General features: G+C 45.3%; 16 protein-coding genes. All 16 read left to right on the top strand.

Going from position 1 to position 20,000, the window contains the following annotated elements; translation table 11 throughout:
• The first annotated feature begins 104 nt into the window (after positions 1-104).
• Positions 105-1,127 carry a molybdopterin-binding protein gene (locus B3F51_RS11670; protein ID WP_286947241.1) on the top strand — a complete coding sequence of 341 codons (1,023 nt, stop codon included), beginning with the start codon at positions 105-107 and terminating at the stop codon, positions 1,125-1,127.
• A gap of 51 nt (positions 1,128-1,178) precedes the next feature.
• A complete protein-coding gene (locus tag B3F51_RS11665) occupies positions 1,179-3,905 on the top strand; it encodes a molybdopterin-dependent aldehyde oxidoreductase (RefSeq protein WP_286947239.1) in 2,727 nt (908 codons plus the stop codon).
• Positions 3,906-4,336: 431 nt separating this feature from the next.
• Positions 4,337-6,685 carry a pyridine nucleotide-disulfide oxidoreductase/dicluster-binding protein gene (locus B3F51_RS11660; RefSeq protein WP_286947236.1) on the top strand — a complete coding sequence of 783 codons (2,349 nt, stop codon included), beginning with the start codon at positions 4,337-4,339 and terminating at the stop codon, positions 6,683-6,685.
• Position 6,686: 1 nt separating this feature from the next.
• Complete coding sequence (locus tag B3F51_RS11655) at positions 6,687-6,893, top strand: DVU_1557 family redox protein (protein WP_286947234.1); 207 nt, start codon at positions 6,687-6,689, stop codon at positions 6,891-6,893.
• Positions 6,894-7,610 carry a DVU_1556 family methyltransferase gene (gene trsM / locus B3F51_RS11650; protein WP_286947232.1) on the top strand — a complete coding sequence of 239 codons (717 nt, stop codon included), beginning with the start codon at positions 6,894-6,896 and terminating at the stop codon, positions 7,608-7,610.
• A gap of 2 nt (positions 7,611-7,612) precedes the next feature.
• Positions 7,613-8,065: a DVU_1555 family C-GCAxxG-C-C protein gene (locus B3F51_RS11645; RefSeq protein WP_070372326.1), complete on the top strand. Its 453-nt coding sequence runs from the start codon at positions 7,613-7,615 to the stop codon at positions 8,063-8,065.
• A 5-nt stretch (positions 8,066-8,070) separates the two neighbouring features.
• Positions 8,071-9,426, top strand: a complete 1,356-nt coding sequence (gene trsS / locus B3F51_RS11640; RefSeq protein ID WP_286808573.1) for a radical SAM (seleno)protein TrsS — start codon at positions 8,071-8,073, stop codon at positions 9,424-9,426.
• Positions 9,427-9,433: 7 nt separating this feature from the next.
• On the top strand, positions 9,434-10,750 hold the full coding sequence (locus tag B3F51_RS11635) for a DVU_1553 family AMP-dependent CoA ligase (RefSeq protein WP_286947230.1): 1,317 nt from the start codon (positions 9,434-9,436) through the stop codon (positions 10,748-10,750).
• On the top strand, positions 10,743-11,789 hold the full coding sequence (locus B3F51_RS11630) for an XdhC family aldehyde oxidoreductase maturation factor (protein WP_148636329.1): 1,047 nt from the start codon (positions 10,743-10,745) through the stop codon (positions 11,787-11,789). The genes B3F51_RS11635 and B3F51_RS11630 overlap by 8 nt, the downstream gene beginning before the upstream one ends.
• Positions 11,786-12,874 (top strand): DVU_1551 family NTP transferase, encoded by a 1,089-nt coding sequence (locus B3F51_RS11625; RefSeq protein WP_286947228.1) that lies wholly within the window; start codon positions 11,786-11,788, stop codon positions 12,872-12,874. The genes B3F51_RS11630 and B3F51_RS11625 overlap by 4 nt, the downstream gene beginning before the upstream one ends.
• A 70-nt stretch (positions 12,875-12,944) precedes the next feature.
• Positions 12,945-13,538, top strand: a complete 594-nt coding sequence (locus tag B3F51_RS11620) for a histidine phosphatase family protein (RefSeq protein ID WP_286947226.1) — start codon at positions 12,945-12,947, stop codon at positions 13,536-13,538.
• 16 nt (positions 13,539-13,554) lie between these two features.
• Positions 13,555-15,549 carry a sigma-54-dependent Fis family transcriptional regulator gene (locus tag B3F51_RS11615; RefSeq protein WP_286947224.1) on the top strand — a complete coding sequence of 665 codons (1,995 nt, stop codon included), beginning with the start codon at positions 13,555-13,557 and terminating at the stop codon, positions 15,547-15,549.
• Positions 15,542-16,615, top strand: a complete 1,074-nt coding sequence (locus tag B3F51_RS11610; RefSeq protein WP_286947222.1) for an XdhC family protein — start codon at positions 15,542-15,544, stop codon at positions 16,613-16,615. Before B3F51_RS11615 ends, B3F51_RS11610 begins: the two co-directional genes overlap by 8 nt.
• Positions 16,616-16,881: 266 nt before the next feature.
• A complete protein-coding gene (locus B3F51_RS11605) occupies positions 16,882-18,246 on the top strand; it encodes a sulfite exporter TauE/SafE family protein (RefSeq protein WP_286947219.1) in 1,365 nt (454 codons plus the stop codon).
• 232 nt (positions 18,247-18,478) lie between these two features.
• Entirely contained in the window at positions 18,479-18,985 is a 507-nt protein-coding gene (locus B3F51_RS11600; protein WP_286947217.1) for a hypothetical protein, read from the top strand.
• A 36-nt stretch (positions 18,986-19,021) separates the two neighbouring features.
• Positions 19,022-20,000: heavy metal translocating P-type ATPase (locus B3F51_RS11595; protein ID WP_286947216.1), on the top strand; the 979-nt coding region annotated here is incomplete at its 3' end.

The following is a 20,000-nucleotide window of genomic DNA, read 5'->3' as shown; positions in this document are numbered from 1 at the left end:
TTAAAACAGGCTTTTTTTATTTTGGCACGTTTATTGCTATATATTACAACCATCATAAGTAGCTCAGTGAAAATGATACAGACCAAGCTAATGGAGGAAACAATATGAAGGTAGTACCTGTTCGTGAATCAGTGGGTATGTTCCTGGCACATGATATGACCCAGATCATCCCTGGGGAGTTTAAAGGAGCAGCATTCAAGAAGGGGCATATTGTGCATGAAGAAGACATTCCCCGATTGTTGAACATGGGAAAAGAACACATTGCCATTATTGAATTCAATGATGGAACCATCCACGAAGATGATGCGGCATTGCGACTTGGGAAAGCGGCAGCAGGAATCGGCGTTGAATATGTCGGGACTTCTGAAGGAAAAGTAACAATGACGGCGACGCAATCCGGTTTGCTTAAAATTAATGTACCTGTTCTTCAGGAAATCAACGAATTGGGTGAAATGATGATGGCCACCCTGCATACCGATACCATGGTAACCAAAGGGACGCTGGTCGGATCGACCCGGATCATCCCGCTATCGATTGAAAATGAAAAATTGATCAAAATGGAAGAATTGTGTGCAAAAAGTAAACCGATTGTCGAAGTGCTGCCACTAAAAAAATTCAAGGTCGGGGTGGTTACCACCGGCAATGAGATTTTTTATGGCCGGATTGAAGACAAGTTTGGTGATGTGATCAGAGAAAAATTTGCAGAACTTGATTCGGAAGTTTTTAAACAGGTTTTTTCTAGGGACGATTCGGACATGATTGCCCAGTGTATTCTGGGATTAATCGAAGAAGGAGCTGATATTGTTACCGTAACGGGCGGTATGTCGGTGGACCCGGATGACGTCACCCCGGATGGAATTAGAAAAACCGGAGCCGAATTTGTCTCCTATGGGGCCCCGACCTTACCGGGTGCGATGTTCTTACTTTCATATCTGGGAGAGATTCCGGTTTTAGGTTTACCCGGTTGCATTATGTACAGCCACCGTACGGTTTTTGATTTGGTGGTACCAAAGTTGATGGTCGGCGAAAAATTAACCCCCAAAGACATATCAAAATTGGGACACGGCGGATTATGTTCCGCTTGTCCGGACTGTCATTATCCCAATTGTGGATTTGGTAAGGGCTGATTTTAGCATCCATATATAGGTTTAGTTTTTATAATTTAAGGAGGATTTCACGTGGAAAAAAAGACATTGTTCATTAACGGGATTCAAAGGACGGTCATTGTTGATCCGGAAACAACCCTAGCAAATTTAATCAGAAAACAACAGGGCTTAACCGGAGCAAAGGTTGGCTGCGGCAAAGCGGAATGCGGTGCCTGTTCAGTTATTTTAAATGGCAAGGTGGTAAGGTCTTGCGTAACCAAGATGAAAAAAGTTGACGATGAGTCTGAAATCATCACCATCGAAGGCGTTGGAACCCACGATAACCTGCATCCATTGCAGTTGGCATGGATGGTTAATGGCGCGGCTCAGTGTGGTTTCTGTACACCTGGCTTTATCGTGTCAGCTAAAGCGTTATTAGAAGAAAACGCCAGCCCAACCCGAGAAGAAGTCAGAGCGTGGTTCCAGAAACATCGAAATGTTTGTCGTTGTACCGGCTATATCCCCATCGTTGATGCGGTTATGGATGCTGCTAAATTGATGCGTGGTGAAATCACCAAAGAAGATCTGTGGTTCCAGTTAAAAGAAGGTGCTTCCATCATGGGTTCAACCATGGCTCGTCCTTCAGCACTGGCAAAAGTTACCGGTACCTGGGACTTTGGTGCCGATTTAGGCTTAAAACTGCCTGAAAACACCTTACACATCAAATTGGTTCAGGCTCAGGTTTCCCATGCTAACATTATTTCTGTTGATACCTCAGAAGCAGAAAAAATGGAAGGTGTCTTCAAAGTTATCACCGCTAAAGATGTGCCCGGAACCAACCGCATTAACGGTTTGGCCTTCCCACAGAACTTAGGCGATGGGCTGGAACGACCAATCTTAAATGACAAGAAAATCTTCCAGTTTGGCGATGCCATTGCAATGGTATTGGCCGATACACCCGAACAGGCTGAAGCAGCAGCCGCCAAAGTAGTGGTCGAAATTGAAGAATTGCTACCTTACATGAGTGCACCAGCTGCTATGGCTGAAGATGCCATTGAAATTCATCCGGGTACACCAAACATTTATTTTACAACTAATGTTGTCAAGGGTGATGAAACAGCTCCATTAATGGAAAAACTACCAAATGTTATTGAAGATGACTTCTATGTTGGCCGTCAACCCCATTTACCACTCGAGCCAGACGTCGGATTTGCCTACTTTGATGAAGAAGATAACCTGATGGTTCATTCTAAGAGTATCGCTCTCCACTTTCACCAGTTAATGACTGCTGAAGCCATTGGCGTTGATCCGACTAAATACTTCATCGTTCAGAACCCGACAGGGGGAACATTTGGTTATAAATTCAGCCCCACCATCGAAGGTTTATTGGGTGTAGCCGCTCTGGTTACCAAACGACCGGTATACCTGGAATTTAATATGTACCAACAAATCACCTACACCGGAAAACGTTCACCATTCTTTATGAATGTAAAAATGGGAGCTGATGAAAATGGTATCTTAAAAGCAATGGAAACTGATTGGTCAGTTGATCATGGTCCCTACTGTGAATTTGGCGATCTGGTAACCACCCGTGGTTCGCAGTTTATTGGTGCTGGTTACAATATTCCTAATATCCGTGGTGAAGGCCGAACTGTTGCCACCAACCATGCCTGGGGTTCCGCTTTTAGAGGCTACGGCTCACCACAGAGTTTATTTGCTTCTGAAACTCTGATTGATATGCTGGCATATCAAATGGGCGAAGATCCACTGGAACTCCGTTATAAGAATGTCTACCGAGAAGGCGACACAACACCAAATGGTTGTGAGCCAGATGTTATTGCTTTACCACAGGCAATTGACACCATTCGACCAATTTATCAGGCAGCCAAAGCCAAAGCAGAAGCATTAAATGCTGAAGGCGGAGACATTAAACATGGTGTTGGGATCTCATTAAATATTTACGGTTGTGGTCTTGACGGCCCAGACTCCTCAGAAATGTGGATTGAATTAACCAAAGACGGTGTTATTGTCGGCGATTCATGGGAAGACCATGGCCAGGGTGCTGATATGGGTACATTGACCTTTGCTCACGAAACATTAAGACCGTTAGGAATCAAACCAGAACAAATCAAACTGGTTATGAATAACATGAAGCTGACACCAAACAGTGGACCAGCTGGCGGAAGTCGTTCCAATGTTATGACTGGTAATGCCATCAAAGTCGGTTGTGAAAACTTACTGGCCGCTATGAAAAAGGCCGATGGTACTTATAGAACCTATGATGAAATGGTCGCCGAAGGCTTGCCATTACGTTATGAAGGCGTTTGGACCGCACCATGTACAGCACCATCAGTTGAAACCAGCCAGGGAAATCCATTCCCAGTTTATATGTATGGGGTATTATTGTCAGAAGTATCGGTTGATACCACCACCGGTAAAACCCATGTGGATAAATTAACGCTGGTATCTGACTGTGGAACCATTACTAATAAAACAGTTCTTGAAGGACAGTTATGGGGCGGTTTAACCCAGGGGATCGGTTTAGCTTTAAGCGAAGACTTTGAAGATCTGAAAAAACACACAACCTTAACCGGTTGTGGTATTCCGCAAGTCAAGGATGTTCCCGACGAAATCGTTCTGATTCATCAGGAAACACCACGACCATTAGGACCATATGGCGCTGCAGGTTCTGGTGAAATGCCATTGTCAGCACCACATGCTTCCATCGCTAATGCGATTTTCAATGCCTGTGGCGTTCGTATCAAACATTTACCAGCTTATCCAGAAAAAGTACTTGAAGGTTTAGAAGCCTTAAAATAAGCAAGCCAAGTCTATCGGACTGTCAAAAAAGATAAACTAGGACCGACAATTGTTACATCATGTTGTACGCATCGGAGCGGACACGGCGTAGCCTGTCCGATTTTCGCGCAGGCAACGAGCCAATCACAAGCTTGCTTGTAGTTGGCGACTGCCCACGACCAATGCGAAAGGAGCAAAGCGAATTTCGCATGGCGCAGCGAACAACAGATTAACAATTGATCGGTACGGTAGTTATCGACAATCTCAGGAATTGAAAGCTTCTAAGCTTTCAATTCCTATTTTATATTTAAAAATATGTTAAAATGGACTTCGGTGTTTGTTTCTATGAATGAATTGTGTCACCAATTATTCATAGGAACAGACATCAAAGTGACTGATGTTTATTTGTCTGTGGATGAGCGATTGTATTGAAGAGAGTTAGGAGAGCAACTATGAATTTGGATAAATTATTAGCAACCGGAGATCGGTGTATTCACAAGGAACCCCCAACCTGTACGGCAAATTGTCCGGTTCATCTGGAAATTATTGATTTTTTAGCAGAAATAGAACAAGGAAATTTCCAGAATGCCTATAAACTGATGGAAAAGAAAATGCCCTTTCACAAAATTCTTGGGCGAATCTGCGATCATCCCTGTGAAGCGCCCTGTGAACGGAGTAAAGCTGGCGGTTCGATCCGGATCTCTGATCTTGAAAAAGCGGTACTGGAGTATGGTACCTACAAGCCGAAGAAAGTCTGGCCGCTACCAAAGAATAAAGGCAAGGTGGCCGTCGTTGGTGGGGGATTAAGTGGTTTAACCGCCGCTGTGGATCTGGACAAAAAGGGTTATGTCGTAACAATCTATGAAAAAACCAATCGATTAGGGGGACGGCTGTGGGATTTTGTGGGCGACTCCCTGACCGAAGAAGTACTGCAACAAGAATTAAAGACGATTGCTGATAAAAAAATACCCATTCATTTTGAAACAATCGTCGATAAAAATAAATTAAGTGAATTGCTGGCTACCTATGATGCGGTTTATCTGGGAACCGCGGCCTGGGAAGAAGAAATTAAATGGAATCCGCTCACCTTCCAGGCGGATGAGTCGGCTCTGTTTGTTGGCGGGAGTCTCGTTAATCAAAGCGAATCGGTGATTTTCTCAGCCAGCTCGGGACGACGGGCGGCTATTTCCATCGAACGCTTTTTGTCAAAGGTATCCCTGACGGATTCCCGGGAACGAGAAGGGGCTTTTGAAACACCGTTGCACTTTGATATCTGCGGCAAAGAACCGTTAGCTCCGATTTTAAAATCAGCCGCCATTTATAGCCAGGATGAAGCCATGGCCGAGGCCAAACGCTGCGTCAAATGTCAGTGTCGCAAATGCATTGAGGGCTGTGTCCACCTGCGGAAATTCGAAATGTCCCCAGATGCCTATATCCGTCAGATCAATCACAGCGAACGGATTATTTTAGGCACGCACTATGCCAATAAGATGATTAATTCCTGCGCTGAATGCGGCCTCTGTAAGGAAGAATGTTTTCTCGATATCAGCATGAGTGATGTTATCCATGAAACCCGTGAAAGTATGGTGGAACGTGGTAAAATGCCAGCCTCGGCCCACGACTTTGCCTTGAAAGATATGGCTTTTTCCAACAGTTCCCGGTTTTCGCTGGTGCGCAAACAACCCAGCAAAGAGGAATCCAAAGATCTGTTTTATTATCCGCTGATTTCTTTTTCAGATTATGTCAAAGGCTTATACAAGGGAACCGGAAAAACCGCATATCTCTTCTATCCCGGCTGTCAGTTACCAGCCTCCTATCCGGATGATATTAAGAGTATCTATGAATACCTGGTTGGCCATGTGCAGGGCGATGTCGGTATTTATCTGGGCTGTTGCGGGGCACCGGCTGATTGGGGCGGACAAAAAGACCTGATGAACGAAAATATCCAAGCCATCAAAAAGGTTTGGGCAGAAATGGAACACCCCACCTTTATTCTGGCCTGTTCCAGCTGTATGCGGATTTTTGAAAAATATTTGCCGGAAATTAAAGTGGAATCACTCTGGGATATTTATGTCAGAGAAGGTTTGCCGAACAAAGATCACATTAAAACCCCCCAGACACTCAGTATTCATGATGCCTGTGGAACCCGGGAAAACAGTGACCTCCATGAGAGTGTCCGAAAAATTGTTGCCAAACTCGGTTATGGCATTGAGGAATTGGAATACACCAAAGAAAAAACAAAATGCTGCGGCTACGGCGGACTGGTTTATTACGCCAACCGTGAACAATCCAACGCCTTTGTTTCTGAACGCATCGGCGAAAGCGAGAATGATCTGCTGGTTTACTGTGCCATGTGCAAGGATCTGTTTGTATCCGGCGGCAAACGCACCTACCATTTGCTGGATCTGATCTATCCCAAAGCTGATGGCGAAGCGGCTACTCGCAAGATGCCAACCCTGTCAGAACGCCATGACAACCGCAGTCGGGTTAAGCAAATCTTATTAAAAGAAATCTGGCGAGAGGAACCTGAGGAAACCATGATGGAAGACCAATTTAAACTGATTATCCCCGATGATGTTAAACAGAAAATCGAAGACCGTTATATCTTATCAGAAGATATCCAGGCGGTGCTTAAAAATGCCGAAGAAAATAACGAACGTTTCTGCAATCCCGAAACCGGAGAATATCTGGCCAGGCTGCGACGTGACAACGTTACCTTTTGGGTGAAATACGAAAAAGAAGAAAATGACTATATCTTAAAAAGCGTCTACAGTCATCGCATGGAAATAGTGGAGGAATAAGATGAAACATGAGAGTACTGACCAAACAGCATGGCGTTGTGATAAATGCCAGCAGGAACTGGAATTAACCAAGGTCAAGGTAAGGTATATGGAAGGAAACTTTGAAGTGGATCTGCCCAAATGTCCCAGCTGTCACCAGGTATTCATTGATGAAGCGCTGGCGCTGGGCAAAATGAAGGAAGTCGAAGAAGGACTGGAGGATAAATAGGTGTCAGGGAACTGTGCCTATGAAAGTCCGGAAATGTCGGAACTTTTGGGTGGAACGCTGCGGCCGGGGGGCTTTGCTTTAACCGACAGGGGTGTGGCCGGTTGTCGCTGGAGTGCCGCTGATTTATTGCTGGATCTCGGCTGTGGAACGGGTGCGACCGTCAGTTATCTGGAACAGAAATATGGGCTGACAGTGGTGGGGCTTGATCCCTCCCAAAAACTGCTGGCAACAGCCCGGAAAAATAATCCGGATAAAGAATTTCTCCTCGGCAGCGGGGAAGCGATTCCCTGCCCGGACGAGAGCTTCCAAGGGGTGTTATCCGAATGTACGCTGTCGTTGATGACCGATCTTCCGGTAGTACTGAAGGAGGTCTATCGGGTGATGAAACCCCAAGGAGTGTTTTTTATTACCGATGTTTATGCTAGAAATCCGGAAGCGCTTGAAGGGATCAAGACCCATCAGTTTACGAGCTGCATGCGGGGATTATACGATTTAAAACAATTGCAGATGGATCTCACTGACGCCGGTTTTGAGACTGTCTTGCTGGAAGATCACAGTGAATTGCTCAGGCAGTTGCTGGTCAAAACGATCTTTGAATTCGGTTCGATGCAGGCATTCTGGTTAAAAACCGGAGGGGCCTGTGCGGCTGGCTTCCAGGACGCCCTAAAAATGTGCAAACCGGGTTACTTTATGATGATCGCAAGAAAGGTGGAGTAAAAATGGATGAACTGAAATTTGAACTGTATCGACTGGGGACGGAAGGTTATTGTTGCAGTCAGATTATGATGAAGCTGGCACTGGATATGGAAGAGATCGAAAATGACGACCTGATCCGGGTGATGAATGGTTTGTGTAATGGTATTGGCGGCAATCAGAAAACCTGTGGCGTTTTAACCGGCGGCATTGGTGTGATTGGCTTGTATGCCGGTAAGGGCAAAGCCCGGGAATATACCCAGGATAATTTTGGCACAATGGTTAAAGCCTACATGGACTGGTTTGAAGAGCGCTTTGAAAGCACCGAATGTCTCGATCTGATCGGTGTTTATCGCTTTACCGATGAAAACAACCAGGCTTATCCGGTGAAATGTGGCGATACGCTGCTGGAAAGCTTTGAAAAGGTGGTCGAGATCCTTCAGGAGAATGGCTATACATTTGGGAATCGAGAGATGTAGAAAAAATGAAGCGAATCATTTCGATGACTGAAAGCCTTTGCCCGGTTTGCCTTAAGAAAATAAATGCGCTCATCTGGTCTGAAAATAATGAAACCTGGATGGAGAAATCCTGTCCGGAACATGGTCGCTTCAAAGCGCTGCTGTGGCGGGGCAGTATTCCGATTGAAAAGTGGGTGCGCAATAAAATCCCGGCCACCATCAAAAAACCGAATACAGTGGTCGAAAATGGCTGTCCCTTCGATTGCGGCCTTTGTGCCGACCATCGCCAGCATACCTGCACGGCACTGATTGAGGTCACCCAGCGCTGTAATCTCAATTGTTCCTTTTGTTTTGCCAACGCCAATGGCAATACCGAGGTGGATCTTGATCTTGAAACGATCAGACGGATGTATCAGAGTGCGATGGACACCTCGGGCAATTGCAATATCCAGCTCTCCGGCGGCGAGCCCACTTTAAGGGATGATCTACCAGAAATTATCAGAATTGGGCATGAGATCGGCTTTTCCTTTATTCAAATCAATACCAATGGCATCCGCATGGGTGAGGATGAAGCGTATGTCAGTGCCTTAAAAAATGCCGGACTCAACTCGGTGTTTCTGCAATTTGATGGCACCAATGATGAGATTTATAAAAAACTCCGAGGCAAACCATTATTGGCAACCAAGATCAAGGCAATAAAAAATTGTCAGCGATATAATATTGGAGTCGTGTTGGTGCCGACCCTGGTTAGGGAAGTCAACGATTCCGATCTCGGGAACATTATCAATTTTGGATTGGAATGGGCGCCAACGGTTAAAGGCGTGCATATGCAGCCCGCCAGTTATTTTGGTCGGATTCCAAACCTGCCGGATGAACAGAAAAGATTGACTCTAGGCGACTTGATCGATAAAATCGAAGTCCAAACCCAGCGGCGGATCCGTAAAGACAGTTTCAGTCCGCCCGGCTGCGAAAATGCCCGGTGTTCGTTTCATGGGAATTATACGGTTTCGGAAAACGGGGAGCTGATCGCCCAGGGCGGTGGCGCAAAATGCTGTGGGGGAGAAAAAGCCGAAGAGGGTGCCCGAAAGGCAAAAGCCCATGTGGTTCGGAAGTGGTCCGGCGCCGGGTCAGAACCACAGGACGATGGCATTAAAAAAAGCATTGCAGTACCAGCAAAAGATGGCTGGGATGCGATTCTCGAGCAGATTAACCGCCATTCGTTCAGCCTGTCAGCGATGGCTTTTCAGGATGTCTGGAATCTCGATCTTAATCGGGTTAAGGACTGCTGCATTCATGTTGTTAACCCGCAGGGCCAGCTGATCCCTTTTTGCATGTATAACCTGACCGATAAAAACGGGCATGCCATCTATCGCCAACAGTGAGGATTTTATGAAAAAGACACCATTGGAAAACTGGATCATCAAACGAACCGGCATCTCCCCGGAAAATCCTGATGCGCTCAAGAGCTATCAGCTGGAAAAAGTGCTTGAAACGCTTAGCTATGCCAAGGATAACAGCCGGTTTTATCAAAAGCAGCTGGAAAGCATCGATCCCCGGAAAATTAAATCCTGGGAGCAGTTTGAGCAACTTCCGTTAACAAGAGCCGAGGATATCAAAAATAATCCCTTTGATTTTTTATGTGTGCCCCAATCGCAAATTGCCCGGATAGTTACTTTAAATACCTCGGGAACCAGTGGCCCGAAGAAGCGGATTTTTTTTACAGAGGCCGATCTCCAAAAAACGGTGGATTTTTTCGATTACGGGATGCGTTCGTTAATAGACAACACCGATCGGGTAATGGTTTTACTGCCGGGACAAGCCTACGGGACCATTGGTGATTTGTTAAAAAAAGCCCTTGATCGCACCGGGACATACTGTGTTGTTTATGGACTACTCAACGATCTGGAGGCGGTCGAAAAGACGATGATCGAAAATGAGATTAATTGCATCGTCGGCATTCCGATTCAGGTTTTATATCTCAGTCGCAGCAAAGCGGCGAGCTTTAAGCACATCGAAAAAGTTCTGCTCAGTACTGACTACGTCCCGCAGGCACTGGTTATTGAGCTTAACCGGAAGTTTGGCTGCCAGGTTTTTAACCATTATGGGATGACTGAAATGGGTTACGGCGGTGGGGTCGAGTGTCAGGCGCTAAATGGCTATCATCTCCGGGAGGGCGATTTATATTTTGAAATTATCGATCCGGTTTCCGGAAAGGCGGTGGCCGATGGCAGCGAAGGTGAGATTGTCTTTACGACCTTTAATCGCCAGGCGATGCCCTTGATTCGCTATCGCACTGGCGATATTGGGGCGTTTTCAGTCGACGCCTGTCAATGCGGCAGCTTTTTAAGAACCATGAAAAAAGTTAGCGGACGGCTAAGGAATCGAATCCAATTGGCTGGCGATGTCACTTTTGATCTCAAAGAGCTGGAGGAAATACTCTTGGCCGATGAAGACCTGATTGATTATCAGGTCACCATTAAAGACGATCAGACCCTCCTGATTGAGGTTTCGTTTTATCAAAACGAAACCGCCAAAGTAAAAGAAGCGCAACTGCAAAAGTGCGTGCAAGCACATCTTCTAAAAAACTACGATTCAGCGATACGTATTGAAGTCGAAAGAAGTCCGTTGCAGAAACCGGATCAACTGGTGAACAGCATGGTCAAGCGAAAAATCAGGGACTGGCGAAAGGAGAGCAGCAGTGAATAATCTGATCAGGCAAATAAAAGAAGCAAAAGACCAGAAAGAGAATTTTGTGCTGGCGACCATTCTCGAAAAATCGGGATCAGCTCCCCGTAATGAAGGTGCAAAAATGATGATCAGAGAGGATCTGTCAACCGAAGGCTCAATCGGCGGTGGTCTGGTGGAAGCAATGGTGATTCGCACCGCCGCCAGGGTTCTCAAGGATAACTATTATCAGATTGAAACGTTTCGGCTTAACAGTAAGGATAAAGCTTCACCGGGACTGGTTTGCGGTGGTGATTTAAAAATCCTCCTGGAGTACATTGATTGGTGGGATGCGCAAACGCAGGTATTTTATGATGAACTGATCAAATTGATTGATACCAAGACAGACTTTGTGACAATTATCAAGATACCGCAGATGAGCCATGAAAATGGACGACTGGAAAAATGGGTCTGCACTGAAACTGGTTTTTGGGGATCGGAAAGTGATGAAGTCCACAACCTGGTTAAAGAGATCCGCCTGAATTTTTATCAATTGAAATATCAGCAGGCTTTTTTACAAGCCGCAGGTTTTTATGTCGAACCTTATTTTAACCATGAGAATGTCTGCATTATCGGCGGTGGTCACATTGGTAAGGTTCTGGCTGAATTATGTAAAGTTGTTGGTTTTTATGTCACGGTGCTTGATGACCGGGAAGAGTTTGCCAATCGCCAGCGATTTAACACGGTTGATGAGGTACTAGTGATCCCGGGTTTTGAAAATATCGAAAACCAGATCAGCATCAACCAATATTCCTATGTGGTAATTGTAACCAGAGGCCATTCGGATGACAAAGATGTGTTAGCCCAGATGTTGCAAACCGAGGCTAAATACATCGGGATGCTCGGCAGCAAAAACAAACGCAATCATATCTATCAGGGGCTGCTGGAGATGGGCTTTTCATACAGCGATCTGGAACGGGTGCACAATCCCATTGGTTTGAACATTTATGCCGATACCCCGGAGGAGATTGCCGTTAGTATTGTGGCGGAAATGATTCAAGTCAGGCGGTACCCAAATTGAAAAAGCAAAAGTATGGCGTTATTATTATTGCGGCAGGCTATTCTTCACGGATGGACGGATTCAAGCCGCTGCTAAAATTCGGCCGGCAAACGGCAGTGGAACGGGTGGTGGACCTTTATCAGCAGGCCGGTATCGATCAGATCATTCTGGTTCTGGGCCACCGGGCGGATGAAATCCGCCCCTATTTTGACAATCAGCCACTGGATGTCGTGGTCAATGAGAACTTTGCTGAGGGGATGTATACCTCCATTGTTACTGGCGTCACTCAACTGAACGACGAAATTGAGGCCTTTTTTATTCATCCAGTAGACATTCCGTTGATCAAGCGGGAATCGGTCAAGGATCTGATGGCAGCATCACCGCGGCTCGGCAAAGGCATTATCTATCCCAGCTTTTTAGGTGAGCGGGGGCATCCGCCACTGATTAATATAAAGTACCGGAGCGCGATTCTGGATAATAAACAAGGCGGTGGGCTTAAAAGGCTGCTGGCCTTATATGAAGCCGATGCAGCGGAACTCCCTCTGATCGATGAAGCGATTTTAATGGATATGGATACCCGGGCGGATTATGAGGCGTTGTTAATCTACGACGCCCTGAAAGCCCCTAATTTATGCGAATGCTATGCCATATGGGAGAAGCATAAATTGCCTGAGAATATTCGTCGGCATTGTCAAAAAGTCAAACAGACAGCCACTGATTTGGTGGATCAATTAATTGATAAAGGGGAAACCCTTAATCGACCGGTACTTCAGGCTGCCGCCCTGCTTCATGATCTTGCCAAAAGCGAAAAAAACCACGCGGTAAAAGGCGGCGAGATCTTAAGAGATTTGGGTTATCCAAAAGTGGGGGCAATCATTGCTGATCATATGGATATTTTAGTCGAAGCGGATACCGCCATTACGGAAAGCGAAATCCTTTATCTGGCCGATAAGCTGGTTAAAGATGATCAGTTGATCGATCTGACGACACGAAAAAACATGGTCTTTCAGGCTTATCACGATAATCCGCAGGCGCTTGAAAAAATAACTCGGCGCTATCACAATGCCGAGATTATTTTGCAGAAAATCCAAAGGATGATCGGATAAAATAATCTAATCGAAAGAACTAACGTGGTAATACGCAAGTCAGATGAAAGCATTCAGAAAGGGCTGTTAAATGGAAACCCAGATATATTTAGTTCGGCATGGTCAGATTGAACTAAAAAACGAAAAAACCTATATTGGCCAATTGGATCTGCCCCTATCACCGGAAGGTATGAAGCAGGCGCAAACACTTCAGGAACAGTTTAAGCAAATTTCCCTGGATTGCGCCTATACCAGCCCGCTTTGCCGCTGTGTCGCAACTTTGGACATTCTCTTGGGCGAACGCTCGATCCCCCGGTTTACAATCGAAGCGTTACAAGAGATCAATATGGGCGATTGGGACGGAAAGTCCTTCGCAGAGATTGAAGAGCATTATCCCGGGAGTTATGAACAGCGGGGTCGGGAGTTGGATGTTTTTGCACCGCCAGCTGGCGAAAGTTTTGTAGCTTTACAGAAACGGGTGCTACCGGCATTTGCCGAAATGGTAAAAGAAAACGATACGAGGTCGATCGTGATCCTCGCCCATGCCGGAGTCATCCGGGTTATTCTGGCAAACCTGTTTGGGTTAACAATTAAAGAAGTATTCAAATGGAAGATCCCTTACGCTGCTAGCTTTAAACTATGCTATAATCAGAAAAGTGGAAAATGGATTTGCCAAAATCAATGAAAAGAGACAATTAACCATGAATAAGAATATTTATCAAAACCTTATCAAGCAATCGAAGGAACGCTGTGCCGACTATGGGATCACCGAAGATCAGGTCTTCAGTAAAAAAATGATTGATCATTCAGAGTTACAGGCCAAGTTTTCGGAAAACAGGGATCTGATTCTGACCGCTTCGCCCTATATGGAGCATCTGATGAGCATTGTCAGGGGAAATAATTTTTTTGTCTTGCTGACTGATAAAGAAGGCTGTATTTTGAACGCCATCGGTGACGAAAAAATTCTGACCGAAGCCTTTGAACTGAAAATGGTTGCCGGTGCCTATATGAATGAGGAGTGTATTGGCACCAACGCCATGTCGCTGGTGATAAAATCGGGTGAACCGGTGCAATTGTCTGGCAAAGACCATTTTATCAAGGCCTATCACCGCTGGACCTGTTCAGGCGCTCCGATTAAAGACGCCAACGGCAATCTGATTGGTGCCCTCGATCTGACTGGTTACTCCGATTCGGTTCACCCCCATACCCTGGGAATGGTCATTGCGGCTTCCAACGCCATCGAAGAAATGCTCCGGGTCAAAGAGTATAATCGACTCCAGAATATGACCAATAAACACATCAAAACGATTTTCAATTCGATGCCGGTTGCAATCCTGACCTCAGATCTGGATGGTCGGATTAAAATATATAATCAGCGGGCGATGGATTTATTCGGCAATAAATACAAACAACTGTCGGCGACTAATGTCGCCGAAATCATTGAAGAGTGGGATAACATCAAAGAAGCGATTCATTTGGAAAAACACGTTAACCGAATTATCAATATTAAAGCCTTGCGGAATCATTTCTATTGCCAGATGACGGCCAGTCCGATTTATAACCCTCAGGATGACAGTATTGAGATTGTCTTTGTTTTAAAAGAAGATCAAACAAAAAAAATCGTCAAATCCGAACAGCCCTATTACACTTTTGACAAAATTATGGGTGCTGACAGCCATTTTGTCAGCACCATAGAGTATGCCAAAAAAATCGCCAACAATCGTTCGACCATTCTGATTTTGGGGGAGAGCGGCTGTGGAAAAGAAGTCTTTGCCCAGGCCATTCATAATTTCAGCAAACGGGTTGATGAGCCCTTTGTGGCCATAAATTGTGGGGCAATTCCCAATCAATTGATTGAATCGGAGCTGTTTGGTTATGAGGAAGGCGCCTATACCGGGGCTAAGAAAGGCGGCAACATTGGTAAGTTTGAACAGGCCAATAATGGTACGATCATGCTTGACGAAATCGGCGAGATGCCGCTTGATATGCAGACCCGATTGCTGCGGGTGTTGCAGGAAAACGTCATTACCCGGATTGGTAGCCAGCGTTCGATTCCCATTGACGTGCGCATTATTGCCGCGACCAATAAGGATCTCAAAAAAGAAGTTGAGCTGGGTCGTTTCCGGAAGGATCTGTTTTACCGTCTCAACGTCCTCCCCCTGTATCTGCCACCACTTCGCGATCGCACCCACGATATTGCCATTTTGTTTCAATATTTCATGAAAAATCTGTCAGCGAAATATGAAAAGAAAGAATTTGAAATCACCGATGAAAACATGCGCATATTGGAAAGCTATAGTTGGCCGGGTAATGTGCGGGAACTGGAAAATGTGGTGGAACTGATCATTAACACCGAGGATTTTCCGCATAAGTATTTTTCGGAAAATATCGATCAGCCCAGTCCAATGGCGCAATTTGCGGCAATTGCCGGAAATCTGCCGATTGAACTGCGGGAAGAGCGACTCGAAGATCTTGATCCGGCACAGCTCGATTTATCCTATATGGAAAAAGAGCATATCAAACGGGTCTTAAAACTCTATAAGGGCAATATCAGCCAGACGGCCTCAGCTCTGGGTATTCAAAGAAATACCTTGTACAGCAAAATCAGCAAATATGAAATTCAACTTGAAATCGGTCATCGTCCCCGGGAGATCTGGTTGGACGATCGTTTCAGAAAGGGACAAGAACGTGGTTAATCCGTATCAAAAACTACTTAATGAATTGGAAAATGAAAAACAGGTGATTATGTGCACCAGGGGAGTAACAAATCCGGAAACAACGAAACGTACGATTACAAAATCAGTTTTGCGAAATGGCGATTTACAAACAGAACAATTTGATGAAAAAACCAGAAAAACGATCACAGCCGTTATTGATCAGGGATTGCCGAAATTTAATACCACCGAAGAGGGGGCTTTCGTCTTATATGAACCCTTTTATTCTGAAGGTCGGCTGATTATTTTGGGAGGCGGTCATATTGCCAAGCCGCTGGCCCGTTATGGGGCGGATATCGGCTTTAAGGTCACCGTTGTCGATGATCGACCGTCTTTTGCCAATGCGCAACGCTTTCCCGAAGCAAGTCGGGTATTATGCGAAAGCTTTGATAGCTGTTTTGACCGCCTGCAGGTCAAAAACACCGACTACGTCGTTGTAGTCACCCGGGGGCATCGCCATGATGCAGTGTGCCTGCGCCAGGTGATTACCAAAAATCCCGAGTATCTGGGGATGATCGGGTCCAAGCGCCGGGTTAAGGGCTTGATGGCTCAGTTTCGGGAAGACGGTTTTACGGATGAACAACTCGCCCGGGTTTATTCACCGATCGGGCTACGAATTGGGGCAGTAACCCCGGAAGAAATTGCCATTTCGATTATTGCTGAGATCATTCAGGTGAAGCGAATGGCTCATCAACCGGAAAAAGCGGATCGGAACAATAAGACCAATCATTCCGATTTCGATTTTGAAGTGGTTAAGAATTTAGCAGAAAATGACTCTGACAAACGGGCGATTGTGACGGTCATTTCAAAAAAAGGTTCTGTTCCCCGGGGGGCTGGGGCTAAAATGATTATCTGGCCCGATGGCCGTAGCCTCGGTAGCATTGGCGGCGGCTGCAGCGAAGGCGAAGTGATCGTCGCCGCCCGGGATCTTCTGCGTGAAGAGGCCGGCTTTCTAACCATGCATGTTGATATGACCGGGGAAGTGGCCGAAGACGAGGGGATGGCCTGCGGTGGCATTATGGATGTGCTGATTGAGGTGTATCCGTAAAAATAATAATTTTTGATCATTGGTTCTTGATGAAAAACATCGAGAGCCTTTTTTTATGTCCAGATTGTCGTAATCAAAAAGCTTCAGTAAGGGTTGTGTTTCCAGAAGCCTCTGGTATATTTCTGCTTTGAAGAAGGAAAGTTGATTTAAAAATTAATTCATAATTAGAGGTTAAAAGGCATTGACTAACGTTTCGCTTCTCCATAAGATCTACAAAAGTTGTTGTTATGATAGGATCAGACAAGAAGTGACAAGGAGAATGACCAATGGAAGAAAAAGCAATGACAAAGACATTTTCAGTTAGCGGGATGACCTGTGTTAATTGTGAAAATCGAATTGAGAATAAACTAAAAAAGCTTGATGGGGTAACAAATGTCACTGCCAGTTATACACGCTCACGGGTCAGTTTTACATACGACCCGGATTGTGTGAAGCTGTCAACCATTGTACAGACCATTGAAAGCATGGATTATTATGTAAAACGAGCAGGTGAAAAACAAAAAAACAAAACCGTTGAAAAGAAAAATAAAATTAATGAAGTTTTAGGAATCGGCATCATCATTATTGCTGTATTTGTGATTATCAATTACTTTGGCGGTTTTAACATCTTTAACTCATTTCCAGAGGCAAAACAGGGTGTCGGTTATGGCGCACTATTATTAATCGGTTTACTCACTTCCATTCACTGCGTTGCCATGTGTGGGGGGATCAACCTATCTCAATGTGTTCCCAATGTAAGTATAAAAAGTGAAAAGAAAACGGCAAATCTCAGGCCCGGCATTTTATACAATACCGGTCGGGTGATTTCCTATACCATCGTGGGCGGGATCGTCGGAGCATTGGGATCAGTCGTCAGCTTTTCCGGTACAGCTAAAGGAATTGTCGCTGTTATGGCAGGGGTGTTCATGGTGATTATGGGCTTGAATATGCTGAATCTTTTTCCCTGGCTGCGTAAGTTTAATCCCAGAATGCCCAAGATTTTTGCCAGGAAGATCAATGAACAGAAAAAAAGCAACAGCCCGCTCTATGTCGGACTGTTAAACGGCTTAATGCCCTGCGGACCACTCCAGGCCATGCAACTCTATGCACTTTCCACCGGTGATCCGGTCCAGGGTGCCTTATCGATGCTGGCATTTAGTTTAGGAACGGTGCCGCTGATGTTTGGACTGGGAACGATCAGTTCATTGCTCAGTAAAAAATTCACCAGCAAAATGATGACGGCCAGCGCCGTGCTCGTTTTGATATTGGGCGTATTTATGTTTAGCAATGGCGTGAGTTTATCGGGTATTGCACTTCCTACCTTAACCAGTAGTGTGACAGCGTTGAATGAAGTGCAGCAAAGTAATACGACATCCATCGACCAGGGGGTTCAGACAATTACAACAAAGCTTTCGCCGAACCGTTATGAACCGATTACCGTCCAAGTGGGAGTACCCGTCAAATGGACCATCGTGGCGGATGAAAATGACATTAATGGCTGCAACAATCAAGTTCTGATCCCCAAATACAATATTGAAAAGAAATTAGTGGCCGGTGATAATATCATTGAATTCACGCCAGCGGATACAGGGACGGTACCCTATAGTTGTTGGATGGGGATGATAAAAAGCACCATCACAATTGTCAATTAAGCACAGGTAGTAAAGACTAAAAAAGGGTAGTATTAGGTAATTGCGAAATGAAAAAGCACCGAACAATGGTTGCTTTGAGTGCATTTTCCACAAACAATTTTGTAACGTGTAGGCGAACAGTTCAGAGAACTGTCCGCCGTACAGTGTAAAAATTGTTTCGTGCGAAACTGGGCGCAAAGCTCACGGTAGTTTCGTAATTATCTAAAAGGGTAGTATAAAAAGGAGAATTTAAATGAAAAAATCATATTATTTATGGGGAATCGTGTTGGCCATCGTCCTGACGGGGATTGTTATATTTTCTGGCTGTACCAGAAGTTCAGGAAACGCAGGCGAAACAGCGGTTAATTCTAATTCATCACAAACTCAATCAAGCAGTGAGTCTCAAAAAACGACAGAACAGCAGAGTGTCAGTAGTTCCGTTGCCAAATCAAATGCCGGAACTAAAGCCACAGTGAGTGATGGGGTTCAAACGGTAGCAACGACCCTGGATCGGGGCATTTATAAACCTATTGTTGTTCAAACGGGGATACCGGTTAAATGGATCATCACAGCCAACGACGGCGATTTAAATAGCTGCAATAATAAAATGCTGATCCGAAGCTATGGTGTTGAACAAAAACTGATTACCGGAGAAAATGTCGTCGAATTTACACCGACCAAGGCCGGTACCATCAATTATTCCTGCTGGATGGGAATGGTAGGAAGTACCATTACCGTTGTTGATGATATTAGCCAATAAAAAAGAGTCATATATGAAAGTCAAGGAGGCAATTTTATGAAAAAAGAAACAATCAAAATAACAGGCATGACCTGTGCGGCCTGTGCCGCCAGAGTTGAAAAAGTTGTCAGTAAGATGGCAGGGATAACCAGTGCATCAGTGAATTTTGCCACCGAAAGCCTGTCGGTAGAATATGATGAGGGCGTGGCTTCCCGGCAAAAAATCAATGAAGTCATTGAAAAAGCCGGATACGGTACGGTCGAAATCAGTACAATCAGTGAAGTGACAATCCCGATTGGCGGGATGACCTGTGCCTCTTGTTCGGCTCGGGTCGAAAAGGTTTTAGGGAAGCTTGAAGGAATCACCAGTGCTACTGTTAATCTGGCAACGGAAAAAGCCACCGTTCACTACGACACCCAGCAGATAAAACTTTCTACCATTCGCCAGGCCATTGAAAAAGCCGGGTATCAGGCGCTGGAAATTGAGAAAAAAACGGCCATTGATGAAGACAAACTGCGGAAGGAAAAAGAAATCCGAACCCTCAAGACTAAATTAATCGTGTCGGCAACTTTCGGGATTCCGCTGCTTTATCTGGCCATGGGGGCGATGATCTGGTGGCTGCGACTACCGATTCCCAGCTTTCTGGAGCCGATGCAATATCCGCTGACCTACGCCATCGTGCAAATTATTCTGGTGATTCCAATTATAATCGCTGGCCACCGTTTTTATAGTGTCGGTTTCAAAGCCATCATCCAACGCAGTCCCAATATGGATTCATTGATTGCGATGGGAACCTCGGCGGCGATTCTCTATAGTCTCTATTCGGTTTATCAGATCAGCATTGGTAATTTCGGGGCAGTTGAAGATTTGTACTTTGAAACCGCTGGAGTTATCATTACCCTGATCCTGTTAGGAAAATATCTGGAAGCGGTATCCAAAGGGAAAACTTCCGAAGCGATAAAAAAACTGATGGGTCTGGCACCTAAAACGGCGCTTGTCATCCGGGATGGTGTCGAAATTGAAACACCCATTGATG

It is taken from the genome of Acetobacterium sp. UBA5834 (assembly GCF_002435675.1).
Classification (GTDB): Bacteria; Bacillota; Clostridia; order Eubacteriales; family Eubacteriaceae; genus Acetobacterium; species Acetobacterium wieringae.
The sequence above is the reverse complement of the archived record's forward strand: the minus strand, read 5'-3'. Positions and strand labels throughout refer to the sequence as shown.